Origin of the sequence: Campylobacter sp. MIT 12-5580 (genome assembly GCF_005406235.1) — a bacterium.
Lineage (GTDB): Bacteria > Campylobacterota > Campylobacteria > Campylobacterales > Campylobacteraceae > Campylobacter_D.
Window position 1 is genome coordinate 26,187 of record NZ_NXLK01000007.1, and the last position, 24,322, is coordinate 50,508.

Here is a 24,322-nt window from a genome sequence, read left to right on the forward strand (position 1 = left end):
TTTATAGTGTTTTGAGTATATAATCACTCATTTTTGTTTGCAAACTCTGTATAGAAAAAGAAATTTCATATCCTAATTCTTCAAGACTTATTTTTATCCCTTGAGTTTTAGTGATTTGATTTTCTAGTTTTATACTTACCTTAAATTTTTCGCTTAATTTTTTTTCCAAATCGTTAATTTTGTTTTGTTCTAAAGCTTGTTCAGAATACACTATGCCCGTATAAATTTGAGCTTTTAAAGCTTCTTGCTTTCGTAGTTCTTCAACTATTTTTGGGATAAGTGTAAGTCTTGAATTTTGCGTTAAAAGGCGGATAAAATTTTCAAAACTTGGTTTCACGCTTTGAAAAAAAGACATTATAATTTCTAGCTTTTGACCTTTTTTGTATTCGCTTGATTCTAAAATCATTTTAAATTTAGGTAGAGCAAAAGCTGGACTAAGCTGTGATAAAAGCTCGTAAAATTCCTTAGAATCTTTTCGTTCTAATATGGCTTTGGCGTATTTTTTTGCAATTAGATTTTCCATTGTTAAGACACCTTTTTAAGCATGATATCTAAAATTTCATCTTGCTTTAGTTTGCATTCGCTAAACATTTGATTTAAAGTTTTAGCAATAACTTCTTTTTGCATTCTTCTTTGCTCATACACTTTTTGTTCTTCAAAATGCTTTTCAAGCAAAGCTATATCATTTTTTGTATCATTTTTTAGTTTGATTGCTAAAAGTTCAGCTTCTTTTTTAGCTGTGTTAATAGCCACAATAGCTTCTTTTTTTGCATCTTCAAGTTTTTTGATCGTTTCAAGCTTTTTGTTTTTACTTTCTAGAACTTTGTTTTGAATTTCTTCTAGTCTTGTTGCGATTTTAGAGATTCTATTGTTATAAAATTCTTTTGCTGGGCGAGCGAGAAAATAAAATAAAATAGCCGCAAAGATCAAAAAGTTAATTGTTCGAGGAATTATATCATATTCCCCACTTCCGCTTGGTGCAGCAAAAAGGGCAAGGGGTAAAAAAGCCAATGCAAAACCTATCTTTTTCATCATTTTTCCTTAGTGTTTATATATTTTTTAAATTATTCTTCAAAGCTTCTTGCCATGCTGGAAGACTAATTTTTAATTCTTGTTCGAAATTTGCTCTATCTTGAGCAAGCTGAGCGTAAAAAATTTGCATTTTTTGTTCAAGTTCTTGCTTTTTATTTTCAAGTTCTTTTTCAGCTTCTTGCTTTGCTTCATTGAGTGCTTTTTGTTTTATAGCATTAATTTCTTCTCGTGTGCTTTGTTTGATTTTATCAAATTCATCGTTGAAATTTGACATTTCTTCTGAGTTTTGCTTGACTTTTTTTTCATCGCTTTCTATAGACTTGTTTCTTTGATCAATAAATTCAAGCAAAGGCTTATAAAGCAGGCTGTTGAGTATTATAATCATAGCCAAAAAAATGATAAAAGTAGCGAGCATTATGGATAAACGAACATCATCAAACATCTTTTGCCTTTTTAAAAATTTTGAGTTAATTTCAATATTGTATCTAAAAAATATTAAATCTTATGTAAATTTATTGTAATAATTTGTTTAATTGTTTAATTTTTTCAAGATCGCTTAAATAAAGTGTGATTTGTTCGTGCTTTGCTTTGTGTGAGATATTTAGCTTTTTAAGTTTGATTTTGAATTTTTCAAGTTCTTGGTTAAGCTCTTGATCTATTTCGTGATTTGTTTCATTTTTTTTCATTTTTTGTGCTATTTTTTCAGCATCTCTTACGCTTAACTTTTGTCCTAAAATTGTATCAATAAGCAGTTTTTCATCTTTGTTGTCAAGTCCAACCATGATTTTGGCATGTCCTTGAGAAATTTTGCCTTCAGCGATAAGCTTTTGAGTATCTTTACTAAGCTGAAGCAATCTCAAAGTGTTTGTGATCTGTGAGCGTGATTTATGCACCTTATTTGAAAGCTCTTCTTGGGTGATCTTATAATGTTCGATTAAGTCTTTGTAAGAATTCGCGAGTTCTATAGGATTTAAATCTTCTCTTTGTATGTTTTCGATTAAGGCAAGTTCTCTTAATTTTTCTTCTTCTACTTCAGCAACCAAAGCCTTAATTGTAGGCATTTTTAGTCTTTGACATGCCCTAAAACGGCGCTCTCCAGCGATTAAAACATAGTTTTCGTTTTCTTTTTTAAAAACGATGATGGGTTGAAGCAGCCCATAAGTTTGTATGGATTTAGCTAAATCATCTAAGGCATCTTCATCAAAATGCTTTCTTGGCTGGTAAGGATTTGCACTGATAAGTTCAAGGCTGATTTCTTCAACTCTGCTACGATCAAGTCCGAGTTCTTTGCTATAAGCTTCATCAACATCACCTAAAATACTGCTTAAACCTCTACCTAAAGCACTTCTTTTTGCCATTTTTTATCCTAATATAGAATACGCTAAGTTTTGATACGCAAGCGAGCCGGGTGATTTGATATCATAAAGTATGATAGGTTTGCCAAAACTTGGGCTTTCAGCTAATTTAACATTGCGTGGAATGATGATAAAATCATTCTCATCACCATTAATCGTAAAAAGCTGCTCTTTGAAATTTTGTTTTAAGTCCTCAACTGTATCCTTAGAAAGGTTGTTTTGAGAGCTATACATAGTCGGTAAAAAGCCTCTGATTTTAAGCTTTGGATTGATACTTTTTTTGATGATTTTAATGGTATTAAGCACCATAGCTACGCCCTCAAGAGCATAAAATTCACATTGTATAGGTATGATCACGCTATCACTTGCTGCAAAAGCATTCACGGTGATGCTTCCAAGTGCTGGGGGAGAGTCAATGATGATAAAATCATACGCATCAATGACTTCTTTAAGTTGATTTTTAAGCACGATTTTACGTTCTATGCTTTCATCTTTGGCAAGCTCTTGTTCTATGCCTACAAGTCCTATATTTGAAGGAGCTAGATCAAGTTTTGGAAGTTCAGTTTTTAAGATAATATCACTGATTTTTTTGCGTCCTGTAAAAACATGATAAATATTGTATTCGTAATTATTTCTATTAAATCCAAGTCCTGTTGTAGCATTTGCTTGAGGATCAACATCAACTAAAAGCACCTTTTTTTCGGCTACTGCTAAACTTGCTGCTAAATTTATCGCTGTTGTGGTTTTGCCTACGCCACCTTTTTGATTGGCTATGGTAATGATCTCACTCATCTTAAACTATATATCCTTTTATTGTCAAGTAAAATGCTTCCGTCTTCATAAAGCAAAGCCTCTTTTAAAGGGAGTTTTTTGCCTTCATGATGAACGCTAAATGGTTTTGATTTTTCAAATTCTATCACATACTTGCTAAAAATTTGCTTCCATAAAATTTTTTTTTGAATTTCTTTGATAAAAAGTTCTACAAAGTCCTTTAAATCAATATCTATATCCAAAAGTCCAGCCCCAGCTGGAGCAGTTTTGATGTTTATACCCACACCAACAACGATGAAGTCTTTTATCCTTGCACTCATCATACCGCCGATTTTTTTATCAGCTATATAAAGATCATTGGGCCACTTCAGCCAAATTTTTGAGCCTTGCTCACTTAAAAGCTCTTTTAAAATAAAGCTAAAATAAATACTTACTGAAGATAAAGGCAAATCCTGAGGTAAATCCTCTAAACTCAAGCAAAAATTTAAGTGCAAATTGCCTTTTGTGCTATGCCATTCATTTTCCCTGCTGCCTATGCCTCCGGTTTGCTCTAAAGCATAAAGGGCTAAGTTTTTATTGATTGTAGCATTTCGCACCGCTTCGCACATATAAAGATGTGTTGAAGCTATACTTTCAATACAAATAATCTCCACTTTTCAACCTTTTTCCATTAAGATAAGTTCTTGCATCAAGCACTTTTTTACCAGCTTCTTGAAGTTTTTTTATCCTTAAAACTCCATTTTTACATGCTAATAAAAAAGCATCTTTTTCTAGACTTAAAATTTGAGCGCTTTGGTGCTTTTCATCTTCGCTAACAAGCTCTATTTCAACGAGCTTTAAGCCATTGTTTAAAAAAATTTGAGGCCAGTTATAAAAGGCAAGATATTGTTGATAAATATCCCTTGCTGTTTGCTCTTTTATATCAATAAGCCCATCTTCTTTTTTGATTTTCGTGCAAAAGCTAGCCTTGCTTTCATCTTGAATTTGTGGGTGAAGGCTTTGAAATTCATTTAAGGTTTTTACACAAAGCTTTGCGGCAAGTTCGCCTAGCTCTTCAAAGACAAGCAAGGCATTTTTATCTTTAATATCACATTCAAAGCTTTGTAAAATAGCACCTGTATCAAGTCCTTCGTCCATAAGCATAGTGCAAACCCCGCTTTTTTCATCGCCGTTTAAAATTGCACTTTGTATAGGACTTGCCCCGCGGTATTTTGGTAAAAGCGAGGCGTGTAGATTGATACAAGGTGCAAGCTCTAAAATGCTTTTTGGCAAGATTTTTCCATATGCAGCCACAACGATAAAATCAATATCTAAGCTTCTTAACACCTCTTGAAAAATCTTATCTTTAAGACTTTTTGGGGTTAAAACCTTTAAATTATGCTTTAAAGCAAGTGTTTTTACCGCACTTTGAGTAAGAATTTGCTTTCTGCCTACAGCCTTATCTTGCTGAGTAATGACAGCTAATATATTAAAGCTAGTTTGAATAAGTTCTTCTAAAATCCTTGCTGCATACTCTGGAGTTCCCATAAATACTATGTCTTTACTCATTTTTTTCCTTTATAATCCACACCCCAAATTCGCATCGCTTCAATGATAGGTTCAAGCGATAAACCAAGTTCAGTAAGCTTGTATTCAACCTTTGGTGGAATTTGAGCATAAATTTTTCTTGTGATGAGTTTATCTTTTTCTAAGTCTCTAAGTTGCAAGGTTAAGGTTCTGTGCGTAACACTTGGCATTAGGCGTTTGAGTTCATTAAAACGTTTTTTTCCTCCAAAAAGATAAAAAAGTATCACGGCTTTATATTTTCCACTGATTAAGCTTAAAGTTGTCTCAATAGGGCAGGTTAAAGTATCGCATAATAATTCTGTGTTTTTCATCATTTTCTTTGACATTTTTAGCCTTTTTTTAAAAGAGTTTATTTTAGCATAAGTTCCTTAAAATAAGCCTTTAATAAGATATAAATTTTATACCTAAATAAAATTTATATCCTTGTGTATCTTTTTTGTGCGTTCTTGTTTTTTATATCTTGGCTTGCTATAATTAAAAACTTAAAATATTTAGTTTCACAAAGGAGAAATAATGCGTTTTTTAGACAATGAAAAAATCATTGAGTTTTCAAATTTTCGCCACGCATGCAATAGCAACGGCTTTGATGGCACAAAAAAACTCAGTGAAAAAGATTTAAACACTCTTTTAGAGGTGGCTCGTTTAAGTCCGAGTTCTTTTGGTTTTGAGCCTTGGAAATTTCTTGTGATTAAAGATAAGGCTTTAAGAGAAAAGCTTGAACCTATAGTTTGGGGTGGGGTTGATGCCTTAAAAAATGCAAGTGATTTTATCATTATCTTAGCACGAAAAAATATCGATATGAAGCCAGATGGCGAGCATGTTAGACATATGATGCAAGATGTGCAAAAATTACCTGATGAAATTCAAAAGATTAAAAGCGAATTTTACACGAATTTCCAAAAAAATAATTTTCGTATCTTTGGTAATGAAAAGGCGGTGTTTGATTGGGCATGCAAACAATGTTATATCGCACTTGGTAATGTAATGAGTGCAGCAGCTTTGCTTGGGCTTGATAGCCTTGCCATAGAGGGCTTTGATCAAGAAGGCGTTGAAAAGCTTTTAGCTGATGAAAAGCTCATTGATAGCACACATTTTGGGGTAGCTGTTTGCCTTGCTTTAGGTTATAGGGCAAATCCTCCAAAACGAGCAAAAACAAGACAAGATTTTGAGGCTGTCGTGCAGTTTATTTAAGTAAGACTTGAAATTCAAAGAAGTTTTTTCGGCTTCTTTGAATTTTGCTTTAAAAAGTTTAAATTTATGATATGAATCCACTTGCAAGAACCCTGTCTTTATCGTAAAAAACAGCCATTTGTCCGCTTGCAAGCCCATATACTTCTTCTTTGAGTTCTATTTTTGCACTGCCATCATCTGCTATTTTTACCACACAAGGCGTGGCTTTACTTCGGTAGCGGATTTTTACTTCACAATCAAGCTCTTTTGCGTCTAAGAAAAGATTGATTTTATCAAGCTCAAATTCCTTGACTTTAAGCTCTTCTTTCTTGCCGACTACGATTTGATTTTTATCTGCGTTGATTTTTAAGACAAAGTGTGGCTCATGCGCGCCCTTTACTTCAAAACCACGTCTTTTGCCTATAGTATAGTGCATATAGCCTTCATGCTTGCCTACGACTTTACCGCTGCTATCAAGTACTTCGCCGGGAATTTTGGTATCCATGAATTGCTCTAAAACTTGCACATAAGTATCCTCAACAAAGCAAATTTCAGCACTTTCTTTTTGTGTCGCAAAGCTTTGAAGCTCTTTTATGCTTGCTGCATAAGCTTTAACTTGTTCTTTTCTTTGCTCTCCTAAAGGAAAGATAAGATAAGGCAGGGCGTCTTTATCAGCTGAAGCAAGAAAATAACTTTGATCTTTGCTCTCATCAACAGCTACTTTTATAAAACCATCTTCAATACGCGCATAATGTCCTGTAGCAAGTTTTTCACAGCCTAAGCTTTTTGCAAATTCTAAAAGCTTACCAAGCTTGATAAAGCGGTTACACCACGCACAAGGATTAGGTGTTTTACCTTCTTTATAGGTATTAACAAAGGGCATATATACAGCCTTTTTAAAGTCTTCTTGCAAGTCTAAAATGTGGTGTTTTATACCTAAAAATTTTGCTACTCTTTCGACTTTGGCGATATTTTCTTCATGATAACCGGGCTTGCCATGCAACTTCATATAACAGCCCTCAACCTCATGCCCTTGTTTAAGAAGTGTGTAAGCGGTTATGGTGCTATCAACTCCTCCGCTCATGGCGACTAAAATTTTCATCATTTTCCTTTAATTTTTTGATAATCAAATCCAAGTCGTCAAGTATCTCATACTGAAAAATATCATCATTTGAAATCATTTCGTTTTTAAGCAAAGAATGCCTGACAAACTCATCAAAACCCTGCCAAAATTCTTTCCCAACAACAAAAATAGGAACTTCTTTAAAACCAAGTTGCTTTAAGGTTAGCACTTCAAGAAGCTCATCAAGTGTTCCATAGCCGCCGGGGAAGATCACAAAAGCAATGCTCTTTTCAATAAGAGCCATTTTGCGAATGGCTAAGCTTTTAAAAGTCATATTATATCCTAAAAAGTCGTTTAACTTTTGCTCAAATGGTAAAAAAATATTAAAACCTATGGATTTTTCGCCTTCTAAGCCAAGTTTGTTTTTAGCATAAAATGCCCCTTCATTGGCACCCATCATTATGCCACCACCTCCTCCGGTAATGACACTAAAACCTTCTTCAACACATTTAAAAGCTAAATTTTTAGCCTGCTCGTAGTAAAAACTGCCTTTTTTCAGACGCGCTGAACCAAAGAAAGTTATGGGCTTGTGAAGTTTTATGATAGAGTTGAATTGCTCTAAATCATCATTGATATAATCTGTCATTTTTTACCTCTTGCGTTAAAAAATAAGCGTTGATTGTAGCTAAAAATTTATAAAAAATCATTAAAGGGCTTTTTGAATTTTAAAATAAAAATTTATAAGTAAGAAAACAAATCTTTAAGTTTTAATCATTTAATATTTATTTATAAGTTATTTTTTAAGTTTAATTGTCTATAATCTACATTTTAAATTTTTCACAATAAAGGCGATAAATAATGCTTTGGGCGATATTTAGGGCAAATTCAAGAGTTCTAAAAGCTATTTTTGAGTTTTACAAACAAGGTTTTGCAAACCTTACTCTTGGAAAAATTTTGTGGAAAATCATTTTTGTCAAGCTTTTTGTTATCTTTTTTGTCTTTGAAATGTTTGTCTTTGATGATAATTTCAAAGCTTTGTATAAAAGCGATGAGGAAAAAACACATTTTGTGCTTAAAAATTTACTGCAAGAGGAGTAGTGATGGCTGAATTATCAAGTGTGGATTGGAGTAGGGCTCAGTTTGCTCTTACTGCTTTATATCATTTCATCTTTGTGCCTTTGACTTTGGGGCTAAGCTTTATTTTAGCGATTATGGAGACTATTTATGTTAAAACGAGTGATGAAAAATGGAAAAAAATCACTCAATTTTGGATGGCTTTATTTGCCATAAATTTTGCTATAGGCGTGGCTACTGGCATTATTATGGAGTTTGAGTTTGGCACGAACTGGGCAAATTATAGCTGGTTTGTGGGCGATATTTTTGGTGCGCCTTTGGCAGTTGAGGGCATAATGGCCTTTTTCTTAGAGGCGACTTTTTTTGCGGTGATGTTTTTTGGCTGGAACAAGGTTTCAAAGGGCTTTCACTTGCTTTCTACTTGGTGCGTGGCTATAGGTTCAAATTTATCAGCCTTTTGGATACTTGTGGCAAATGGCTGGATGCAATACCCTGTAGGCATGGCTTTTAATCCAGATACAGCAAGAAATGAAATGCAAAATTTCTTTGAAGTGGCTTTAAGTCCAGTTGCTATAGCTAAGTTTTTACACACTATAGGCAGTGGTTTTGTCATCGCTGCTTTGTTTGTTATGGGTGTTTCTGCGTGGTTTTTGCTTAAAAAACGTTTTATAAGCGAGGCTAAAAAAAGCCTTGTAGTAGGGGCTAGCTTTGGTTTTGTGTGTTCTATATTTTTATTTTTTAGCGGCGATGAGAGTGCGTATAGGGTGACTCAAACTCAGCCTATGAAGCTTGCGGCTATGGAAGGTATTTATAAGGGCGAGCACAGAGCTGGGCTTGTGCCTTTTGGGATTTTAAATCCAAACAAAACATTGGGCGATAATGAAAATGTCTTTTTGTTTGGCTTAGAAATCCCTTATGCACTTTCCATCTTAGGAAATCGTGATCCAAATTCTTTTGTGCCGGGTATTGAAGACTTAGTTTATGGCAATAGTGAAAAAGGCGTGGTGCCTATGCAAGAGCGAATTGATAATGGCAAGCTTGCTTTAAATGCTCTTAAAAATTATCAGCTTGCTAAAGAAAATAACGATACTAAGGCTATGAGTGAGCATAGAAGTATTTTAGAAAAGAATTTTAAAGACTTTGGCTATGGCTATTTTGATGATGCTAAAGAACTTGTGCCTCCTGTGACACTTACCTTTTATAGTTTTCACTTAATGGTAGCTTTAGGAAGCTTATTTTTCTTGCTTTTTATCGTAGTGCTTTATCTTTCAATGGCAAATAATATAGAAAAATTCCGCAAGATTTTATGGGTTTGCGTGTTTTTTGTTCCGCTTGGCTTTGTTGCAGCTGAGGCTGGCTGGATAGTCGCTGAAGTAGGACGTCAGCCTTGGGCTATACAAGATCTCATGCCAGTTGGCGTTGCGGCTACAAATTTGGGTGCTGTAAATGTGCAAATTTCATTTTGGCTTTTTGCTGTGCTTTTCACAGCCTTGCTTGTGGCTGAACTTAAAATCATGCTTACTTATATCAAAAAGGGGTTTTAAATGTTTTTTGGCTTAGAACTTAGCGGACTTCAGATGTATTGGTGGCTTATAGTAAGCTTGCTTGGTGGGCTTTTGGTGTTTATGTTTTTTGTGCAAGGTGGGCAAACTTTGATTGATAGCTTGTCAAAAAGTGAACTTGAAAAAACTATGCTTGTGAATTCTTTGGGGCGTAAATGGGAGCTTGGTTTTACTACCTTAGTCATGTTTGGTGGGGCTTGTTTTGCAGCTTTTCCGCTTTTTTATAGCACGAGTTTTGGTGGGGCGTATTGGGCTTGGCTGGCGATTTTGTTTTGCTTTATTTTACAAGCTGTAAGTTACGAATACCGCAAAAAAGCAGGCAATGTCTATGGCTCAAAAACTTATGAAATTTTCCTTAAAATTAATGGCTTTTTAGGCGTTTTTCTCATAGGTATAGCCCTTTCTAGTTTTTATAGTGGTTCGCATTTTAGCTTAAATGAACACAATTTCGTGCAGTGGCAAAGCCCTTTTAGAGGACTTGAATTGCTTTTAAATCCTTATAATTATCTCTTAGCTTTAGCTTTGGTATTTTTAAGTAGAGTTTTAGGGGCAAGTTATTTTATGAATAATATCTTAGATGAAGAGTTAAAACTTAGAGCAAGTAAGGCTGTGCTTGTGAATGCTCTGCCTTTTTTGCTTTTTTTTGTGGCTTTTTTGGGCTGGATTTTTACTAAAGATGCTTTTTTTATGGCTGAAAATAATGAGATTGTGATGAAGCCTTTTGGGTATTTTTTAAGCTTTATCTCATGCTATGGGCTTTTTGTGCTGTTATTTTTAGTAGGACTTGTTTTTGTCGTGCTTGGGCTTTGGCTTAATATCTTTATCAAAGCAAGATGTGGGGTGTGGAATTTAGGTATAGGCGTGGTTTTAGTTGTTTTTGCACTTTTAGCTAGTCTTGGAATGCAAAATGCCTTTTATCCATCCTTAAGCGAGCTTCAAAGCTCGCTAAACATTAAAAATGCAAGCTCAAGTTATTATACACTTAGCGTTATGGCTTATGTGTCTTTGCTTGTGCCTTTTGTTTTAGCTTATATCTTTTATGTGTGGCGCGCTATGGATAGGGTGAAAATCACAAAAGAAGAGATCGCAAACGATCATCATACGTATTGAAAGGAAAAATTATGGAAGGCTTATTTTTACTAGCTTGGCCCCTTGTGATATATCTAAGTTATAAATTCATAAGGCTTAATTTAAATCAACTAGATAAAATGGAAAAGCTTGAAGAGCTTGAAAACAAAAAAGAGGCTTGAAAATATCTATTTTCAAGCTTTGACTTAGGGTTTGATTTGATATTTGATTGATTTATGCAATTTAAGCTTTACTTGTGTAGAGCTTAAATTTTTGTTTATATTTTTTTGATCTTATCTTACACTCCTTCAAAAAATTCTTGTATATCAACTTCTAAAATTCTGGCGATTTTAAGCAAATGTTCTATATTAAAATGCTGATTTTTATGATAAATCTCAGCACAAGAAACAACGCTAACTGATTTATGCCCCATTGCAAGACTGAGTTCAAGCTGAGTTAAACCCTTAGCAATTCTCGCTTTTTTAACATTTGCTCCTATGATTTTATGGGCTGAGGCTATGTAATCATCTTTTAAATTTGTGATTTTATTGCTTTTTAAATCTTGCATATTCTAACTTGTTATTATAAGTTTTTTTTAATTTTATTTTGATATGATTTCAATTTCAACTTGTTATAACAAGTTAAATTTTTAAAAGGATTTATAGATGGTTAAAAAAATTCAGTTTTTTGTTTTTGTTTATGCAGCTATAGGGTTGTGTTTGTCTTATTATTGGTATTCTTATGAGCCTATGTTTCTAGCAAGCACCGGTGATTTTCGAGATTTTAATGATGTGATGACAAAGGTGGCATTATTGTGGCCTATGTATTTGTTTGAGTATATTGGTTCATAAATATGTTTAAAAAGAACATTATAGTTTCAAGTGCAATTTTATTTTTTATTGCTTGTGGTGAAAAAGATGCACTAAAAACAGATATGATTAAGTATTGCGAAATTCAATTTGTGTTGAAGCCTTTTTGTAAATGTTTAGTTGATGAAAAAATGGCAAGAATGAGTATAGATGAGCTCAATAAAGCTAGAAAAAGCAAAAACATAAGCTATGAAGCAAAAAGACTTTTTGATAAGTATGGCATGCGTGATGAAGAATTATACAAATGCACTAAAAACATTAAAGGTTTTTCATGATGGTTTATAAAGCAAGAAAAATTATTTTGCCTATGATTATTGGGCTTATACTTACTGCTTGTAGCGATCCTAAGGCAGATTTTGTTAAGGAATTTACAGAAGGATGTAAATTTGGCGTCAATGCTGGAGAAAACGCAGAGGCAGTTTGCAGTTGTTCAGCCGAATTTTTAGCTTCTCTTTTTGAGGAAAAAGACTTTGAGCTTATGCAGAAATATCAAAAAAGAATGCATATACCGCAATCAGAAGAAGAGCTTGCTGAAAAGTCTTATATTATGCAAAAAATGGATTATATAATATACACCAAAAATCCTCCACCAGGGCTTAAAAAGAAACTTGAACAATTTTTAAAAAAGTGTGTTGCTGAAAAAAATAAAATATCATAAAAAGTAAAATTGGAGAAAGCTATGAAAAATTTAAGCGAATATTTTGATCCATTTATTAAAATGGACAAAATCTATATAAAGCCTAATATTCCTCAAAAAAAGCTTATAAACGCTATTAATTCTTATGCAAATGGAGTGAATCCTGATGAGATTGAAATTTTGATTGACGATAATGTTTTTGGAAGTGCTAAAAATGGTGCTGTTATAAGCAATGCTGAATTATATGTTAAAGCTAGCTTTGAAGAAGCTACAAAAGCCAAACTTTCTCAAATTCAATTTTTTGAAATAAAATCAAGCTGGGCTGGAAATGATCTTTATATCAATAATAAAAAAGTAGCTGAATTTGTTCAAGCCTCAAAAAAAGACTTAATTGAAACTTTTAGAATAATAAATTTATATCTTAAAGATTATCATAAGTCTGAACAATTGGATCAAAATTTAAGTTTTGCAGATAAAAAATTTCAGCAAAACACTACACAACAAACCCATAGCTTTCAAAAAGCAAATTCTTTGTTTAAAACCTATCATGATGATAGGGCAATAACAAATGCTTTATTGCAAACAGATCATTTATTTATAAAAGGTTTGGATTTATTTATAAATCCTAGCACTCAATCTGAAAAGCTTAGAATGAACACAAGGACTTTTATAGAAAAATCTTTTGTTCATATTTATAAAAATTACTTAGAAAAGCAAAATAAAATCGAATTAATGAATGATGGGGCAACTCTTGAAATTGTGCAGTATATATGCGTGATTTTGCGTTTGGAGCTTTTAAGAAAAAATTGCAATGTAGAAAATGTTGATGTGGTAATATTAGAGGCGCTGAAAGAAGTTTATAAAGATGAGGAGTTTGCAAATTTTAGTTTGTGTATTATACAAAATTATATGGAGTGCGAAGAATATCAATTTAATAACGATCTAAAAGAAATGTTTATAACATTTATTTTTCGTATGTTCTTCACAAATTTATTTCAAGATGTGGCTTATACATTAGAAGAAGTCTATGAGAGAGAGGAATTTATTCAATTTTATACTGCTCGTTATGGTGAAAATTTTGATATAAAGATTTTGTTAGCAGAGATAAGAGCTTATATACCTGACTTTACCTTTGATACAAAGATTAGAACAGATTTAAAATATCTTTGTGATGAAATAGCTGATATTTTATTATATTCTAATGCTCGCAATTTCTAAGTAAAAATTTTCAAAGGTAGCAAAAACCACCTTTGAATTTTTTAATTTCAGTGCAAGGCTTCATTGAGCTTTACAGCTTTTTTGTTTAAAGCGACTATAATCTGTCCTGTTTGAGAGTTCATTCTAAAATGAAGCCCGTTAAGATTGGCTAGCTCTAAGCCTTTGTAAAGTTCTTTATCAAAGCTAAAATTTGGGTTGAGTTTGGCAAGCTCATCTTTATCTTTTAGGGCGATTTTTGTGCCTTCAAGCACGGCTATGCCAGCATCGACTATACAATTATCCCCCAAAGGTATGCCTGTAACTGAGTTTGCTCCAAGCAAGCACGCTTTTCCTACGCTGATAGCATTGCCACTTGTGCCACTTAGCACGCCTAAGATAGAGGCTCCACCGCCCACATCAGAGCCTTCGCCCACAACTACGCTTGAGCTAATGCGTCCTTCAACCATGCACGCTCCTGTAGTGCCAGCGTTAAAATTCACATAAGCAGCTCCGGGCATTATAGTCGTGCCAGCTGCTAAACTTGCTCCCATTCTAACCTTGGCTGTATCAAGCACTCTAGTGTTATCCTCTGGGATAATATGAGCTAAAAATCTTGGGAATTTATCCACAAAATCGATCTTTGGATAAGTTTTGCTAAATTTCAACTCAAGTTCGTTTTTGCGCAAATACTCAAGCTCTATAGGCTTATCATCGCTCCACGCTACATTAGCTAAAAGTCCAAAAGCTCCGTTTAAATTTAAGCTTCTTAAAGGAGCTTTTTTGCTAGAAAGCAAATAAAGCTTTAAATACACGCTTTCAACACTGCGAGGCTCTTTATCCTCAAACAAGCACACAAAAGCAAATTCATTGGCTTTGAAATGCTTTTTTGCAGCTTTAAGCACATCGATATTTAAATGCCCTTCCTCGTCCTTAAAAGGCTCAAAGCAAGCTAGAGCAAAGTCAATATCCTTTTCCTCAAGCACGCCTACAAATTCACTTGAGTTAAAGTCTATTTCTTGTCCTTTTTGCATAAAGCTTTCAAGCAAAATCGCAGCTGAACCGTAATTTTGCTCAAAATTTATATGTGCAAAGCGAGCTTGCAAGGTTTTTTCAGTATTAAGCTGTCCCTTATCAAGCACGGCTACACCAAAGGCTATAGGCTTTTTATAGCCTTTTTTTTGTTCGATTTGTTTGATGAATTGCAAGAAATCATCTTTTGTTTTTATATCCATGTTTTTTCCTTTTTTTGAAGTTATTGCGAGCAAGCAGGTGCTGCATTTGGCACGGGTTGCACGGCAGCATTATCTGCTAAGCCTTCTTTTTGCACCTTTTCTAAAAAGTCCCAAAGCTTATGAGCTGCCTCATCGTAACGTTTTGCACTTAAACTATCGCTTTGATAAAAGCTTACTGGTTTGCCCTCGTCTCCGCCTTGTCTTACGCTCATTTCAAGTGGAATTTGAGCTAAAATTTCACAATTATGCTCTTTAGCAAGTGCTTGTGTGCCTCCTTTGCCAAAAATTTCATAAATTTTGCCATTATCAGGGCATAAAAAGCCACTCATATTTTCGATGATACCAGCTATAGGAATATGAAGCTTTTCAAACATATCTAAGGTTCTTTTACTATCATCAATAGAAACAAGCTGAGGCGTAGAAACACAAATCCCAGCACTAACAGGCACGCTTTGAGCGAGGCTGATTTGCGCATCGCCAGTTCCGGGTGGCATATCAAATAAAAGCACATCAAGCTCGCCCCAAAGCACATCGGTTAAAAGTTGCTCCACTGCCTTCATAATCATCGCTCCACGCCAGATAAGTCCTTGTTCTTTAGCAACAAGCACTCCCATACTCATCATTTCTATCCCATAAGCAAGTATAGGTTTTATTTTATTACCCACAAGTTCTACTTTTGCGTTATCTTGCCCCATCATTCTAGGGATATTTGGACCATAAATATCAAGATCAAGCAAGCCTACTTTTTTACCCATTTTAGCTAGATTGATGGCTAAATTTAAAGTCGTGGTTGATTTGCCAACTCCACCTTTTCCGCTTGAAATCATCACGAAATTTTGAATTTGCGGGGCTATGTTTTTGCCACTTTGGGTGTTTGACTTTTCTTTAGGTGGTGCTGGGTGCTTGATCTCAAGTTTAAGCTCTTTTAAGTTTAAGTCTTTTAAGGCTGCCTTGATATTTGTGTCAAGTTCTTTGATAAAGTCTTCATTAGCTGAAAAAATTTCTACTATAAGGTTTAAAATGCCATCTTCATAGTCGATTTTTTTTACACAATTAAACGCTAAAATATCCTTAGAAAAACCCGGATATTTCACGCTTTTAAGTTTTTCTTTGATTTTTTCTATCATTTTTTTCTCCTCATTTTGCATTTGAAATTTTACTCAAAAAAAATAAAATTTAGCTTTGTAATAGTGTATAATATAGTAACATTAAATTTTTATTCAAGGACAAAGTGTGTTAGAACTTTCTTTGATAATGCTTGCTGCTGGGGATTCTACGAGGTTTAATCTCCCTACAAAAAAGCAATTTTTACGCATAAAAAGTGATCCTTTGTGGCTGTATGCTACAAAAAAACTCAGCTCTTTTTATACTTTTAAACATATAATTGTTACTTCTGGTAATATTTCTTATATGAAAAAGTTTGCTCCTCATTATGACTTTGTTCAAGGTGGAGCAACAAGAGCGCAGTCTTTAAAAAATGCACTTGAAAAAGTGCAAACACCTTGGGTTATGGTTAGTGATGTCGCAAGGGTTGATATACCACAAAGTCTTTTTTTAAGGCTTATTGAAAATGCTTTACACGCTGATTGTATCACACCTGCTTTAAAGGTGGCTGATACAGCTTTGTATGCAAATGATGAGGCTTTGCAAAGAGAAAAGATTAAGCTCATACAAACTCCGCAACTCTCACGCACAAGTTTGCTTCAAAAGGCTTTAAATTTAAACGCAGATTTTAGTGATGATAGCACAGCTATGAGTGCTGTGGGTGCTAAGGTTTGGTTTGTTGAGGGTGATGAGAGGGCAAAAAAACTTACTTTTAAAGAGGATTTAGCTAGCTTTAACCTCCCTGCGCCTAGTGCTGAAGTTTTCAGTGGAAATGGCTTTGATGTGCATGAATTTGGCGAAAATAGGGCTTTGATCTTAGGCGGGATAAAAGTGCATGAGAGTATGGGCTTAAAAGCACATTCAGATGGCGATGCTATCGCTCATGCTTTAACGGACGCTTTGCTTGGTGGGGCAAGTTTAGGCGATATAGGAGAACATTTTCCAGATACAGATGAGGCGTATAAAAATGCTGATTCTATGCAGCTTTTAAGCAAGGTTTATACCCTTGTTAAACAATACGGCTTTGAGCTTGTAAATGCTGATATTAGCGTCATCGCTCAAGCCCCAAAACTAGGTAAATTTAAAGAACTTATAGCAAAAAATATCGCCTCTTGCTTGGGCGTGAGCGAGTTTAGAGTAAATGTCAAAGCCACTACCACAGAAGGGCTTGGCTTTGTAGGGCGAAAAGAAGGAATCGCCGTTTTAGCAAGTGTGAATTTAAAATATTTTGATTGGACGCAACTATGAAAGTTTTGATTGTTGAAAATGAGCTTTATCTAGCTCAAAGTATCTCAAATAAGTTAAGTGATATAGGTTATATTTGTGATATCATCACTCAAATAAAACAAGTAGATACAAATACACATTATGATGTGATCTTACTCTCCACAAATATAGATGAATTTGAAAAAATAATTACGCATTTTAAACAAAGTGTGATTGTGTTGCTGATCTCTTATATCAGCGTAGATACGGTTATAAGTCCTTTGAAAGCTGGGGCGAGTGATTATATACAAAAGCCCTTTATGATAGAAGAGCTGATTCGAAAGATTAAACATCATCAAGAATACAAAGCCTTGCAACTTTTAAACAAGTCCTTTTTAACTTATATCCAAACGCACTTAAAGAAAGCGAAAATCAAAAGTTTTGATTATAAAAAGCTTCAACTGCCTTTGATTTTAAAAACTTTTAAGCAAGTTAATGCTGATGCTTTTGTGTTTCACTACCTTAAAACGCACCAGCTTAAATTTTCTTGTATTGATTTAAGTGAAGTAAGTGGTGTGGATAAAATTCTTAAACATGCCAATGATAAAAATTTGCTCTTTTTGGTGAATTTTCAAAGCCTCAAAGCTGATGAAAAAGAAAAATTACTCGCTGAATGTAAAAATAAAAAAGTGATTATCTACACCAATTCTGAACTTGATCTTGATACAAGTATTCATACTATAGATCTTAATGATGGGGAAAAAAGCTTAGCAAATAATGAGATTTTAACCATAGACGAATATGTAAAATTTATCATCACTCAGTATCAAAATACCTTTCCGGATACTGATTTGTCAAAGAGATTAGGTATTTCAAGAAAATCCCTTTGGGAAAAAAGGAAAAAATATGGGCTTGCAAAGAAAAAGTAAAAACCTTGTGCTGACAAAAAGCGAATATGAAATTTTTTGTCTTATTAAAGCTGGAATGCTCGGCTCTTGCACGCATTTAATGAATGAAAACGAAAGAGATGAGCTTATCAAAACAGGTGGCGTAAAGGGTGAAAAATTTCCTTATGCACTGACTTTTTCTTCAGCTAAAAACGATCAAATACTTCAGCAAGTTCAAATAGGGCAAGTGCTTGATTTGTATTGTGAAAAAAAGCTCGTAGGACAGATTAAGGTTGAAAGCAAATTTAAAAATGATAAAAGCTTAAATAATATTTTCTCATCAAATACTTGCTCACTTGAGGATTTGGGTGAAATTTGCATAGGTGGAGAATTTGAGCTTTTTGAATCAAAAATAGAACAATCAAAACAAGAATTTCTTCATATTAAAAAAACCTTAAATGCTAGAAGTATTACTGCCATAGTCTCAAGTTTTGATCCTCTACACAGAGGACATGAACGCATTTTTCGCTGGACTATAGACAAAGCAGATTTGGTTGTGGTGTTTTTGATCGAATCTTACGAAGAAAATGGGCTTGATTTTGAACTTAAACATAAATTTGTGCAAAGCTTTATCCAGCAATATATACCAAAAGAACGCGTTTTTGTTTTCCCTTTAAAGGATATTGCGATCTTTCACGCACACTTAAATCCCAAGCTTGAAGGTATCATCGCAAAAAGTTTAAATTGCACCAAAATCGTCGTGGGGCAAAATCATACCGGGCTTGGAATGTTTTTTGATAATAATATCCCAAGAACTATGCTTGATGAATTTGCAAAAGATTATGGTATCGAAGTTGTTGTGTTGCCTGAATTTGTGTTTTGCGAAAAATGCAAAGTCGCAGTAAGCATAAAATCCTGCCCGCACGGCTCTCATCATCATATTAAATTCAATACCACCTCGCTTAAAACTTTGCTTAGGCTTGGCATTATCCCACCGCCTGTTTTTATGAGACGTGAAATTTCTTTTATTATTCTAGCTCATCTTTTTCCAAATCGCTTTAAGCATATGCAAAAGCTGTATAATGATCTTTTTGCGACACAAGGCATTATTGAAGAGCGAAAAGACGAGGAGTTTTACGCTCAACTTTTAAAACTCTATCAAATCACTTATATGGTGTAATGTATGCAAAAATGTTTTTTAACTTTTTTTTATGTAGGTTTAATCAATTTTGCACCCGGCACTTTTGGGACTTTGGCTGCTTTGGTGCCTGTTTTTTTGATTTTAAGATACTTAAGCGTTGAGACTTTGTTTTTGCTTTCTTGGCTCATTTTTTTTGTTTCTATAAATATCATTAATGATTATGAAAAAAAAACCAATACTCACGATTCAAAGCATATAGTCATCGATGAGGTAGCTGGGGTATTTTTAGCAGCTTCTCTTGCTGCTTGGGCTGAAAATTCACTTTTTAGCCTTTGCTTAGCCTTTGTGTTGTTTCGCTTTTTTGATATCACTAAGCCTTCTGTGATAGGCAAGCTTGATAAAAATGTCAAAGGCGGGCTTGGCGTGATGAGTGATGATATGCTTGCTGGGCTTTTTGCTGGGCTTTTAAGTGCCGTGATTTATGGCTTTGGTTTGAAATTTGAGCTTTTAAGCTGGGATATAGCTTTAAATGAAATTTTTTAGATAAAAAGCATTTTTCTTTTGTTTTTTAATGAAAAATTCAATTTAAATAATGTAAAATAAAAGTTTTAATTTTTAGAAAGGACAAAAATAAATGGCAAATCACAAATCAGCCGAAAAAAGAGCAAGACAAACCATCAAAAGAACAGAAAGAAATAGATACTACCGAACAAGGCTTAAAAATATTACAAGAGCCGTAAGAGAAGCAGCTGAACAAAACGATAAAAATGCAGCTAATGAAGCTTTGAAAATAGCCAATAAAAGTATTCATTCTATGGTAAGTAGAGGCTTTTTGAAAAAACAAACTGCTTCACGCCGTGTAAGCAGACTTACCCTTTTAGTGAATAAAATCGCTTAAGTTTTTATGCTCGCAAGCAAACTTCAACCCTTTCTTAAACGCTATGAAGAGCTTCAAAGCCTTCTTAGCGATGCAAGTGTGATGAATGATATCACTAAGGTAACAACTCTTTCAAAAGAGCAAAAGGGTATTCAAGCTCTTGTTTTCAAAGCCAAAGAATACCTTGATACACTTAAAAATATAGATGAAAACAAAAATTTACTAAGTGACAATGAGCTTGGCGAACTTGCCAAAGAAGAACTTAAAAGCTTAGAACCTCTAAAAATCAAGCTTGAAGAAGAGCTTAAAATCTTACTTTTACCAAAAGATAAAAATGATGAAAAAAATATCTTTTTAGAAATCAGAGCTGGCACAGGTGGAGATGAAGCGGCTTTGTTTGTGGGGGATTTGATTAAAGCGTATGCAAGATATGCTGAGCTAAGAGGCTATAAAATGGAAATTGTTAGCTCAAGCGAAGGAAGCGTTGGAGGCTTTAAAGAAATTATCGTCTTAATCAAAGGCGAAGGAGCTTTTTCTCGCCTTAAATACGAAGGTGGCACGCATAGAGTGCAAAGAGTGCCACAAACTGAGTCTCAAGGTAGAGTGCATACCTCAGCCATAACCGTAGCTGTTATGCCAGAACTTGATGAAATAGAGATTGAAATCAACGAAAAAGACTTAAAAATCGATGTTATGCGAAGTAGTGGGCATGGAGGACAAAGCGTAAATACTACAGATAGCGCGGTGCGTATCACGCATTTGCCAACAGGTTTGGTTGTGGTAAATCAAGACGGCAAATCCCAGCACAAAAACAAAGAAGCCGCGATGAAAGTCCTAAGAGCGAGGCTTTATGAGCTTCACGAGCAAGAAAGACTTGCAAAAGAAAGCCAAGACAGAAAATCTCAAGTTGGTAGCGGAGATAGAAGCGAACGCATACGAACTTATAATTTTCCGCAAAATAGAATCAGCGATCATCGTATCAATCTTACTCTTTATAGGCTTGATCAAATTATGGAAAATGGGACATTTGATGAGATCATAGAGCCTTTAATCACGCATTTTCAAGCTCTTGCTTTAGAAGAAAACGGACTTTAATCACAAAAAAGCATAAAAACTTAAATTTATTGAGCTTTTTTTCAACTATTGACTAAATAAATGTTATGATTAAAGCCAAGGAGTTTAAAATGAAAGTATTTTTAAGTGTAGTAAGTTTTATTTTCTTTTTTATAGCTTGCTCAGGCGAGAAAAACGCAGAACAAAGCGCCTTTACAAATCCTTTTACTCTTGAAAAAAATCAAGGAATTTTTTATTTTATGCAAGGTAAATTAGGCGAAAGGGAGCAAAAACTCTATTTGAGTATAGAGCAAAAAACTGAGGGAAATTTAAGCGTAAATGCTTCTTTGCTTGGCGAAAAGGAATTGTATTTTTCAGGCTTTTTAAATGATGATAATACAAGTTTTGTGTTGCACGCTCAAAACGCACAAGAAAAAGACATCATCGAGGGACAAATCAGCTTTGATACGCTTTTTATCCCTACAATAGAGGCGAATATAACCCGAGCAAAACAGCAAACCCCAGCTCATTTTATACTCGCTCAAAATAAAGTCAATGTTTTGGATTTTGTTGAGAATGTAGCTCAAGAAAAAAAGAGTGTTGATGGGGCAAGTTTTACGAGCACTTTAAGCGATGAGGGCTTTTTAATTCCTTCAAATTCAAAACTCAGCCTTGAAGCAAGTGCAAGAATCAATCAAAAAATAGGCTTAAGCGCTCAAAGTATCAAAGAACTTCAAACAAAACTTATGAAAGTCCAGCAAGAAAAATTTGCCAAGGAAGAAAAATTTTCTTTTTATACCGAGCATATTAATTCGCTAAGTCCTTATTATATAGATGATGAAATTTTGGTATTTAGCTCTTTAGAATATGTGTATTTAGGCGGTGCCCATGGTATGCCTTATTTGAGTTCTTTAATCTTTTCTTTGCAAGATGGGAGCGAAATTTCAGGAAAAAGTAAGGATTTGTTTGAGAATGTTAATGATGAAGCTCTTTTAAATCTTGTGCTTGAGGCTTTAAGCGTATATAATGAAACAAGCTCTTTTAAAGACACACAAGGTGCAAAACGTTTTATAGAGTGGGACGATACAAACAAAAATGGTTTTGTAGCCTTACCAGAAAACTTTTTCATTACCGAAAAAGGCGTTGAGTTTGTGTACCAGCCTTATGAGATCGCTTCTTTCGCAGAAGGACACATCAGCATTTATATAGCTTTTGACAAACTTGCTCCTTTTGTGAAAAAAAGCTCGCCTTTGGCATATCTTTTTAAACAAAAAAGTTAAATTTTAAGCTTATTTGAAAACAAATTCGCCTTTATCAAATAAGCTTTTATCTTGCTTCAAGCTGGTTCGAGCTTAGCAAAAGGCTACTTAAAAGCTCTTTGCTAAAACTTAAAGCTTGAGCATTGAGCTTGTTTAAAAGCTTATCTAGTGCATCAGGTTCCTTCCAGCTTGGATTTTGCACTCCTGCTAGCTCTTCTACTCTTTTTTTGGCTTTTTCAAGATTGCCTAGCTCATCGATTAAACCTAATTCTGCAGCTTTGGCTGATAAAAACACCCTTGCATTTGCCCATTTGTCTTTTTCTTCAAGCTTTAAATTTCGCTCTTTGGCTACAAATTCGGTAAAAAGGTCATAGCTTTGGGCGATAAGTTCTTGCAAATACACCTTTTCTTGCTCGTTCCAAGCCCTTGTAAAAGTGCCTGCTTCTTTGTATTCGCCAGCCTTTATCACTTGAGGTTTTATGCCAAGTTTGTTTGCAAGCTCGCTTAAATCAGCGCCTTGCATGATAACGCCTATAGAGCCTATAAAAGAAGCAGGATTTGCGATGATCTCATCTGCACCAACGCCAGCTAGATAGCTTCCACTTGCCATAGTCCCACTTGCATACACCACTACAGGCTTTTTGGCTTGCAAGTCTTTTACTGCTAGAGCCAGTTCCATACTTGGAGCAAAAAGCCCACCCGGACTATCAATGATAAAAAGCACACCTTTGATACTCTCATCATCTTTGAGCTTATTAAGTGCCTCAAGAGTGGCATTTACATTAAAAATCTCGCCATTTAGCTCGACTTTAGCAAGATTGCTTAATGAGCTTTTTGAATCAGAGCTTGGCATAAGGATAAGCGCAATGATAAATAAAAACACAAAGGTTTTAAAATAGGTATTTATATATCTTATACACGCACCAAATGCCCTAAAAATAGACTTTAAAAACTGCATTCTTTTCCTTTAATAAAAATTTTTTCAACCTTTTTTGCATTTAAGATAAACTGCAAAGGAAGCTGTTTTAAATCACATTCTTCCACCTTAAACACGCTTATATCAGCTATCTTGCCTGCTTTAAGCTCGCCAAGCTCTAAATTTAAGGCTTTAGCTGGTTTTGAAGTCGCCATTAAAAGCAATTCTTTAGCCAAATCTTGAGGCTTAAAGTCTTGATGTATGAGTAAATTTGCCCTCATTTCATCAAGCATAGACAAAGAATTATTTGAGCTCAGCCCATCAGTGCCAAGATGCACGCTCATACCAGCTTTTAAAGCTTTTTTAAGAGGAAATCTTGCCTTGCTTAGCAAGCGATTTGAAACAGCACAATGCGTAATAAAATGCGAGTTTTTATCAAAATGATTAAAGTCTTTCACATACACACAATGCGTAAAAAGCGTTCTTACGCCCTTAAACAGCTCTAAAAAACTTTGAGGGCTAAATTTAGGCTTTGGATTTGGCTCAAAAAAACGCAACCATTTTTCAAAGCCCTTGCCTTTGTGATGAAGCCATTTAAACTCATGATCGCTTTCTAAAAAATGCGTGCTTACAAGCAAGTCGTGCTTTTTGGCTATTTCAAGAGCAAAAAGGGCTAAGTCTTTGTTTAAGGAGTAGGGCGAATGTAAAGAAATAGCTGGTATAAAATTCTCACTTTTATACTTTAAACTTGAGTAAAATCGTTTCAAAAAATCTTGCTTTTTGACTTCATTTGCATTTTCATTGACACCTAAAATTTCATTGAAAAACACCACGCGCATAGGGCTTTTTACGCAAGCTACAAGATCGCTTGCAAAGCTTGAAATTTCGCCAATCGTTGCTGTGCCACTTTTAAGCATAGAACGCATGGTATTTAAGATGAGTTTTTCTTTAGCTTTTTGGCTTAAATTTGAGCGAGCATTAATCACGCTTTTAAGCCATACCAAAAAGTCTCCATAATGCAAAGTATAAGAATTTGCGCTAAATTCTAAATGTGTGTGTGGGTTGATAAAAGCAGGCAGGATAAGTGAATTTGGCGGGATTTGAATGAGCTTTGCTTGAGGGTATTTTAAGGCTAATTTTTCAAATTCGCCCAGCTCAACGATATTTTCATCAAAGCATAAAGTCTTATTTTCAAGTATAGTAAAATCTTCATCACAAACAAATATATATCTTGCTTTTATTAAAAACATTATTTAACCTTAATTTAAAAGTTAAATTCTAGC

31 protein-coding genes are annotated in these 24,322 nt (G+C 34.3%); 16 read left to right on the top strand and 15 right to left on the bottom strand.

Translation table 11 applies throughout. From position 1 onward, the window contains the following. Position 1: 1 nt before the first annotated feature. The 8 genes from CQA38_RS07420 to CQA38_RS07455 all read right to left on the bottom strand — a co-directional run bounded on the left by CQA38_RS07420 (position 2) and on the right by CQA38_RS07455 (position 5,050). Positions 2-523: a F0F1 ATP synthase subunit delta gene (locus CQA38_RS07420; RefSeq protein ID WP_137633368.1), complete on the bottom strand. Its 522-nt coding sequence runs from the start codon at positions 521-523 to the stop codon at positions 2-4. A gap of 2 nt (positions 524-525) precedes the next feature. Continuing rightward, entirely contained in the window at positions 526-1,032 is a 507-nt protein-coding gene (locus CQA38_RS07425; protein ID WP_137633369.1) for a F0F1 ATP synthase subunit B, read from the bottom strand. A gap of 16 nt (positions 1,033-1,048) precedes the next feature. Continuing rightward, positions 1,049-1,474 carry a F0F1 ATP synthase subunit B' gene (locus CQA38_RS07430; protein ID WP_137633370.1) on the bottom strand — a complete coding sequence of 142 codons (426 nt, stop codon included), beginning with the start codon at positions 1,472-1,474 and terminating at the stop codon, positions 1,049-1,051. 70 nt (positions 1,475-1,544) lie between these two features. Next, on the bottom strand, positions 1,545-2,390 hold the full coding sequence (locus tag CQA38_RS07435; protein ID WP_137633371.1) for a ParB/RepB/Spo0J family partition protein: 846 nt from the start codon (positions 2,388-2,390) through the stop codon (positions 1,545-1,547). Between the two features lie 3 nt (positions 2,391-2,393). Further along, a complete protein-coding gene (locus CQA38_RS07440; RefSeq protein WP_137633372.1) occupies positions 2,394-3,179 on the bottom strand; it encodes an AAA family ATPase in 786 nt (261 codons plus the stop codon). Next, on the bottom strand, positions 3,176-3,811 hold the full coding sequence (locus CQA38_RS07445; RefSeq protein WP_137633373.1) for a biotin--[acetyl-CoA-carboxylase] ligase: 636 nt from the start codon (positions 3,809-3,811) through the stop codon (positions 3,176-3,178). The genes CQA38_RS07440 and CQA38_RS07445 overlap by 4 nt, the downstream gene beginning before the upstream one ends. After that, positions 3,792-4,706, bottom strand: a complete 915-nt coding sequence (gene fmt, locus CQA38_RS07450) for a methionyl-tRNA formyltransferase (RefSeq protein WP_249355244.1) — start codon at positions 4,704-4,706, stop codon at positions 3,792-3,794. The genes CQA38_RS07445 and fmt overlap by 20 nt, the downstream gene beginning before the upstream one ends. Then, complete coding sequence (locus CQA38_RS07455; RefSeq protein WP_137633374.1) at positions 4,703-5,050, bottom strand: helix-turn-helix domain-containing protein; 348 nt, start codon at positions 5,048-5,050, stop codon at positions 4,703-4,705. Before CQA38_RS07455 ends, fmt begins: the two co-directional genes overlap by 4 nt. Before the next feature lie 187 nt (positions 5,051-5,237). On the opposite strand from CQA38_RS07455, the gene CQA38_RS07460 reads away from it, so the two are divergent. Continuing rightward, a complete protein-coding gene (locus CQA38_RS07460; RefSeq protein ID WP_137633375.1) occupies positions 5,238-5,915 on the top strand; it encodes an NAD(P)H-dependent oxidoreductase in 678 nt (225 codons plus the stop codon). 64 nt (positions 5,916-5,979) lie between these two features. On the opposite strand, the gene mnmA is transcribed toward CQA38_RS07460, so the two are convergent. Further along, a complete protein-coding gene (mnmA, locus tag CQA38_RS07465; RefSeq protein WP_137633376.1) occupies positions 5,980-6,996 on the bottom strand; it encodes a tRNA 2-thiouridine(34) synthase MnmA in 1,017 nt (338 codons plus the stop codon). Further along, entirely contained in the window at positions 6,962-7,603 is a 642-nt protein-coding gene (locus CQA38_RS07470) for a TIGR00730 family Rossman fold protein (RefSeq protein WP_137633377.1), read from the bottom strand. The genes mnmA and CQA38_RS07470 overlap by 35 nt, the downstream gene beginning before the upstream one ends. Positions 7,604-7,815: 212 nt before the next feature. On the opposite strand from CQA38_RS07470, the gene CQA38_RS07475 reads away from it, so the two are divergent. Genes CQA38_RS07475 through CQA38_RS09435 form a run of 4 tightly spaced genes read left to right on the top strand, consistent with a single transcriptional unit; the run spans position 7,816 to position 10,843 of the window. Beyond that, the gene (locus tag CQA38_RS07475; RefSeq protein WP_137633378.1) at positions 7,816-8,055 is read left to right on the top strand and encodes a DUF4492 domain-containing protein; all 240 of its coding nucleotides are present in this window, start codon (positions 7,816-7,818) and stop codon (positions 8,053-8,055) included. Positions 8,056-8,057: 2 nt separating this feature from the next. Further along, positions 8,058-9,575 carry a cytochrome ubiquinol oxidase subunit I gene (locus CQA38_RS07480; RefSeq protein WP_137633379.1) on the top strand — a complete coding sequence of 506 codons (1,518 nt, stop codon included), beginning with the start codon at positions 8,058-8,060 and terminating at the stop codon, positions 9,573-9,575. Further along, the gene (locus CQA38_RS07485; protein WP_137633380.1) at positions 9,576-10,703 is read left to right on the top strand and encodes a cytochrome d ubiquinol oxidase subunit II; all 1,128 of its coding nucleotides are present in this window, start codon (positions 9,576-9,578) and stop codon (positions 10,701-10,703) included. It abuts the gene before it with no gap. 11 nt (positions 10,704-10,714) lie between these two features. After that, positions 10,715-10,843, top strand: a complete 129-nt coding sequence (locus CQA38_RS09435) for a hypothetical protein (protein ID WP_283202097.1) — start codon at positions 10,715-10,717, stop codon at positions 10,841-10,843. Between the two features lie 116 nt (positions 10,844-10,959). On the opposite strand, the gene CQA38_RS07490 is transcribed toward CQA38_RS09435, so the two are convergent. Next, complete coding sequence (locus CQA38_RS07490; RefSeq protein ID WP_137633381.1) at positions 10,960-11,229, bottom strand: helix-turn-helix transcriptional regulator; 270 nt, start codon at positions 11,227-11,229, stop codon at positions 10,960-10,962. A 97-nt stretch (positions 11,230-11,326) separates the two neighbouring features. On the opposite strand from CQA38_RS07490, the gene CQA38_RS07495 reads away from it, so the two are divergent. The 4 genes from CQA38_RS07495 (at position 11,327) to CQA38_RS07510 (ending at position 13,385) form a co-directional block, all read left to right on the top strand. Next, complete coding sequence (locus CQA38_RS07495; RefSeq protein WP_137633382.1) at positions 11,327-11,512, top strand: hypothetical protein; 186 nt, start codon at positions 11,327-11,329, stop codon at positions 11,510-11,512. An 83-nt stretch (positions 11,513-11,595) separates the two neighbouring features. Continuing rightward, on the top strand, positions 11,596-11,805 hold the full coding sequence (locus tag CQA38_RS07500; protein WP_170999490.1) for a hypothetical protein: 210 nt from the start codon (positions 11,596-11,598) through the stop codon (positions 11,803-11,805). Continuing rightward, positions 11,802-12,188: a hypothetical protein gene (locus CQA38_RS07505; protein WP_137633384.1), complete on the top strand. Its 387-nt coding sequence runs from the start codon at positions 11,802-11,804 to the stop codon at positions 12,186-12,188. Before CQA38_RS07500 ends, CQA38_RS07505 begins: the two co-directional genes overlap by 4 nt. 21 nt (positions 12,189-12,209) lie before the next feature. Continuing rightward, a complete protein-coding gene (locus CQA38_RS07510) occupies positions 12,210-13,385 on the top strand; it encodes a hypothetical protein (protein WP_137633385.1) in 1,176 nt (391 codons plus the stop codon). A gap of 47 nt (positions 13,386-13,432) precedes the next feature. Here CQA38_RS07510 and CQA38_RS07515 read toward each other — a convergent pair whose 3' ends face one another. Both CQA38_RS07515 and CQA38_RS07520 read right to left on the bottom strand, forming a co-directional pair. Beyond that, positions 13,433-14,596 (bottom strand): tetrahydrodipicolinate N-succinyltransferase N-terminal domain-containing protein, encoded by a 1,164-nt coding sequence (locus tag CQA38_RS07515; protein WP_137633386.1) that lies wholly within the window; start codon positions 14,594-14,596, stop codon positions 13,433-13,435. A 20-nt stretch (positions 14,597-14,616) separates the two neighbouring features. Further along, positions 14,617-15,723, bottom strand: coding sequence for an Mrp/NBP35 family ATP-binding protein (locus CQA38_RS07520; protein ID WP_137633387.1), 1,107 nt, complete (start codon positions 15,721-15,723; stop codon positions 14,617-14,619). Between the two features lie 106 nt (positions 15,724-15,829). Here CQA38_RS07520 and CQA38_RS07525 point away from each other — a divergent pair, with 106 nt between their 5' ends. The 7 genes from CQA38_RS07525 to CQA38_RS07555 all read left to right on the top strand — a co-directional run bounded on the left by CQA38_RS07525 (position 15,830) and on the right by CQA38_RS07555 (position 22,144). Next, a complete protein-coding gene (locus CQA38_RS07525; protein ID WP_137633388.1) occupies positions 15,830-16,948 on the top strand; it encodes a bifunctional 2-C-methyl-D-erythritol 4-phosphate cytidylyltransferase/2-C-methyl-D-erythritol 2,4-cyclodiphosphate synthase in 1,119 nt (372 codons plus the stop codon). Then, positions 16,945-17,835 (top strand): response regulator, encoded by an 891-nt coding sequence (locus tag CQA38_RS07530; protein WP_137633389.1) that lies wholly within the window; start codon positions 16,945-16,947, stop codon positions 17,833-17,835. The genes CQA38_RS07525 and CQA38_RS07530 overlap by 4 nt, the downstream gene beginning before the upstream one ends. Beyond that, positions 17,813-18,973: a sulfate adenylyltransferase gene (locus CQA38_RS07535; protein ID WP_137633390.1), complete on the top strand. Its 1,161-nt coding sequence runs from the start codon at positions 17,813-17,815 to the stop codon at positions 18,971-18,973. The genes CQA38_RS07530 and CQA38_RS07535 overlap by 23 nt, the downstream gene beginning before the upstream one ends. Positions 18,974-18,976: 3 nt before the next feature. Beyond that, complete coding sequence (locus CQA38_RS07540) at positions 18,977-19,477, top strand: phosphatidylglycerophosphatase A (protein ID WP_137633391.1); 501 nt, start codon at positions 18,977-18,979, stop codon at positions 19,475-19,477. Positions 19,478-19,568: 91 nt separating this feature from the next. After that, entirely contained in the window at positions 19,569-19,832 is a 264-nt protein-coding gene (rpsT, locus tag CQA38_RS07545) for a 30S ribosomal protein S20 (RefSeq protein ID WP_137633392.1), read from the top strand. Between the two features lie 6 nt (positions 19,833-19,838). Next, positions 19,839-20,906, top strand: a complete 1,068-nt coding sequence (prfA, locus tag CQA38_RS07550; protein ID WP_137633393.1) for a peptide chain release factor 1 — start codon at positions 19,839-19,841, stop codon at positions 20,904-20,906. Between the two features lie 89 nt (positions 20,907-20,995). Next, a complete protein-coding gene (locus tag CQA38_RS07555) occupies positions 20,996-22,144 on the top strand; it encodes a DUF3298 and DUF4163 domain-containing protein (RefSeq protein ID WP_170999491.1) in 1,149 nt (382 codons plus the stop codon). Between the two features lie 46 nt (positions 22,145-22,190). Here the strand turns inward: CQA38_RS07555 and sppA are convergent, their stop codons facing one another. Both sppA and CQA38_RS07565 read right to left on the bottom strand, forming a co-directional pair. After that, positions 22,191-23,081, bottom strand: coding sequence for a signal peptide peptidase SppA (sppA, locus tag CQA38_RS07560; RefSeq protein WP_137633395.1), 891 nt, complete (start codon positions 23,079-23,081; stop codon positions 22,191-22,193). After that, complete coding sequence (locus tag CQA38_RS07565) at positions 23,069-24,289, bottom strand: metal-dependent hydrolase (protein WP_137633396.1); 1,221 nt, start codon at positions 24,287-24,289, stop codon at positions 23,069-23,071. Before CQA38_RS07565 ends, sppA begins: the two co-directional genes overlap by 13 nt. Positions 24,290-24,322 lie beyond the last annotated feature (33 nt).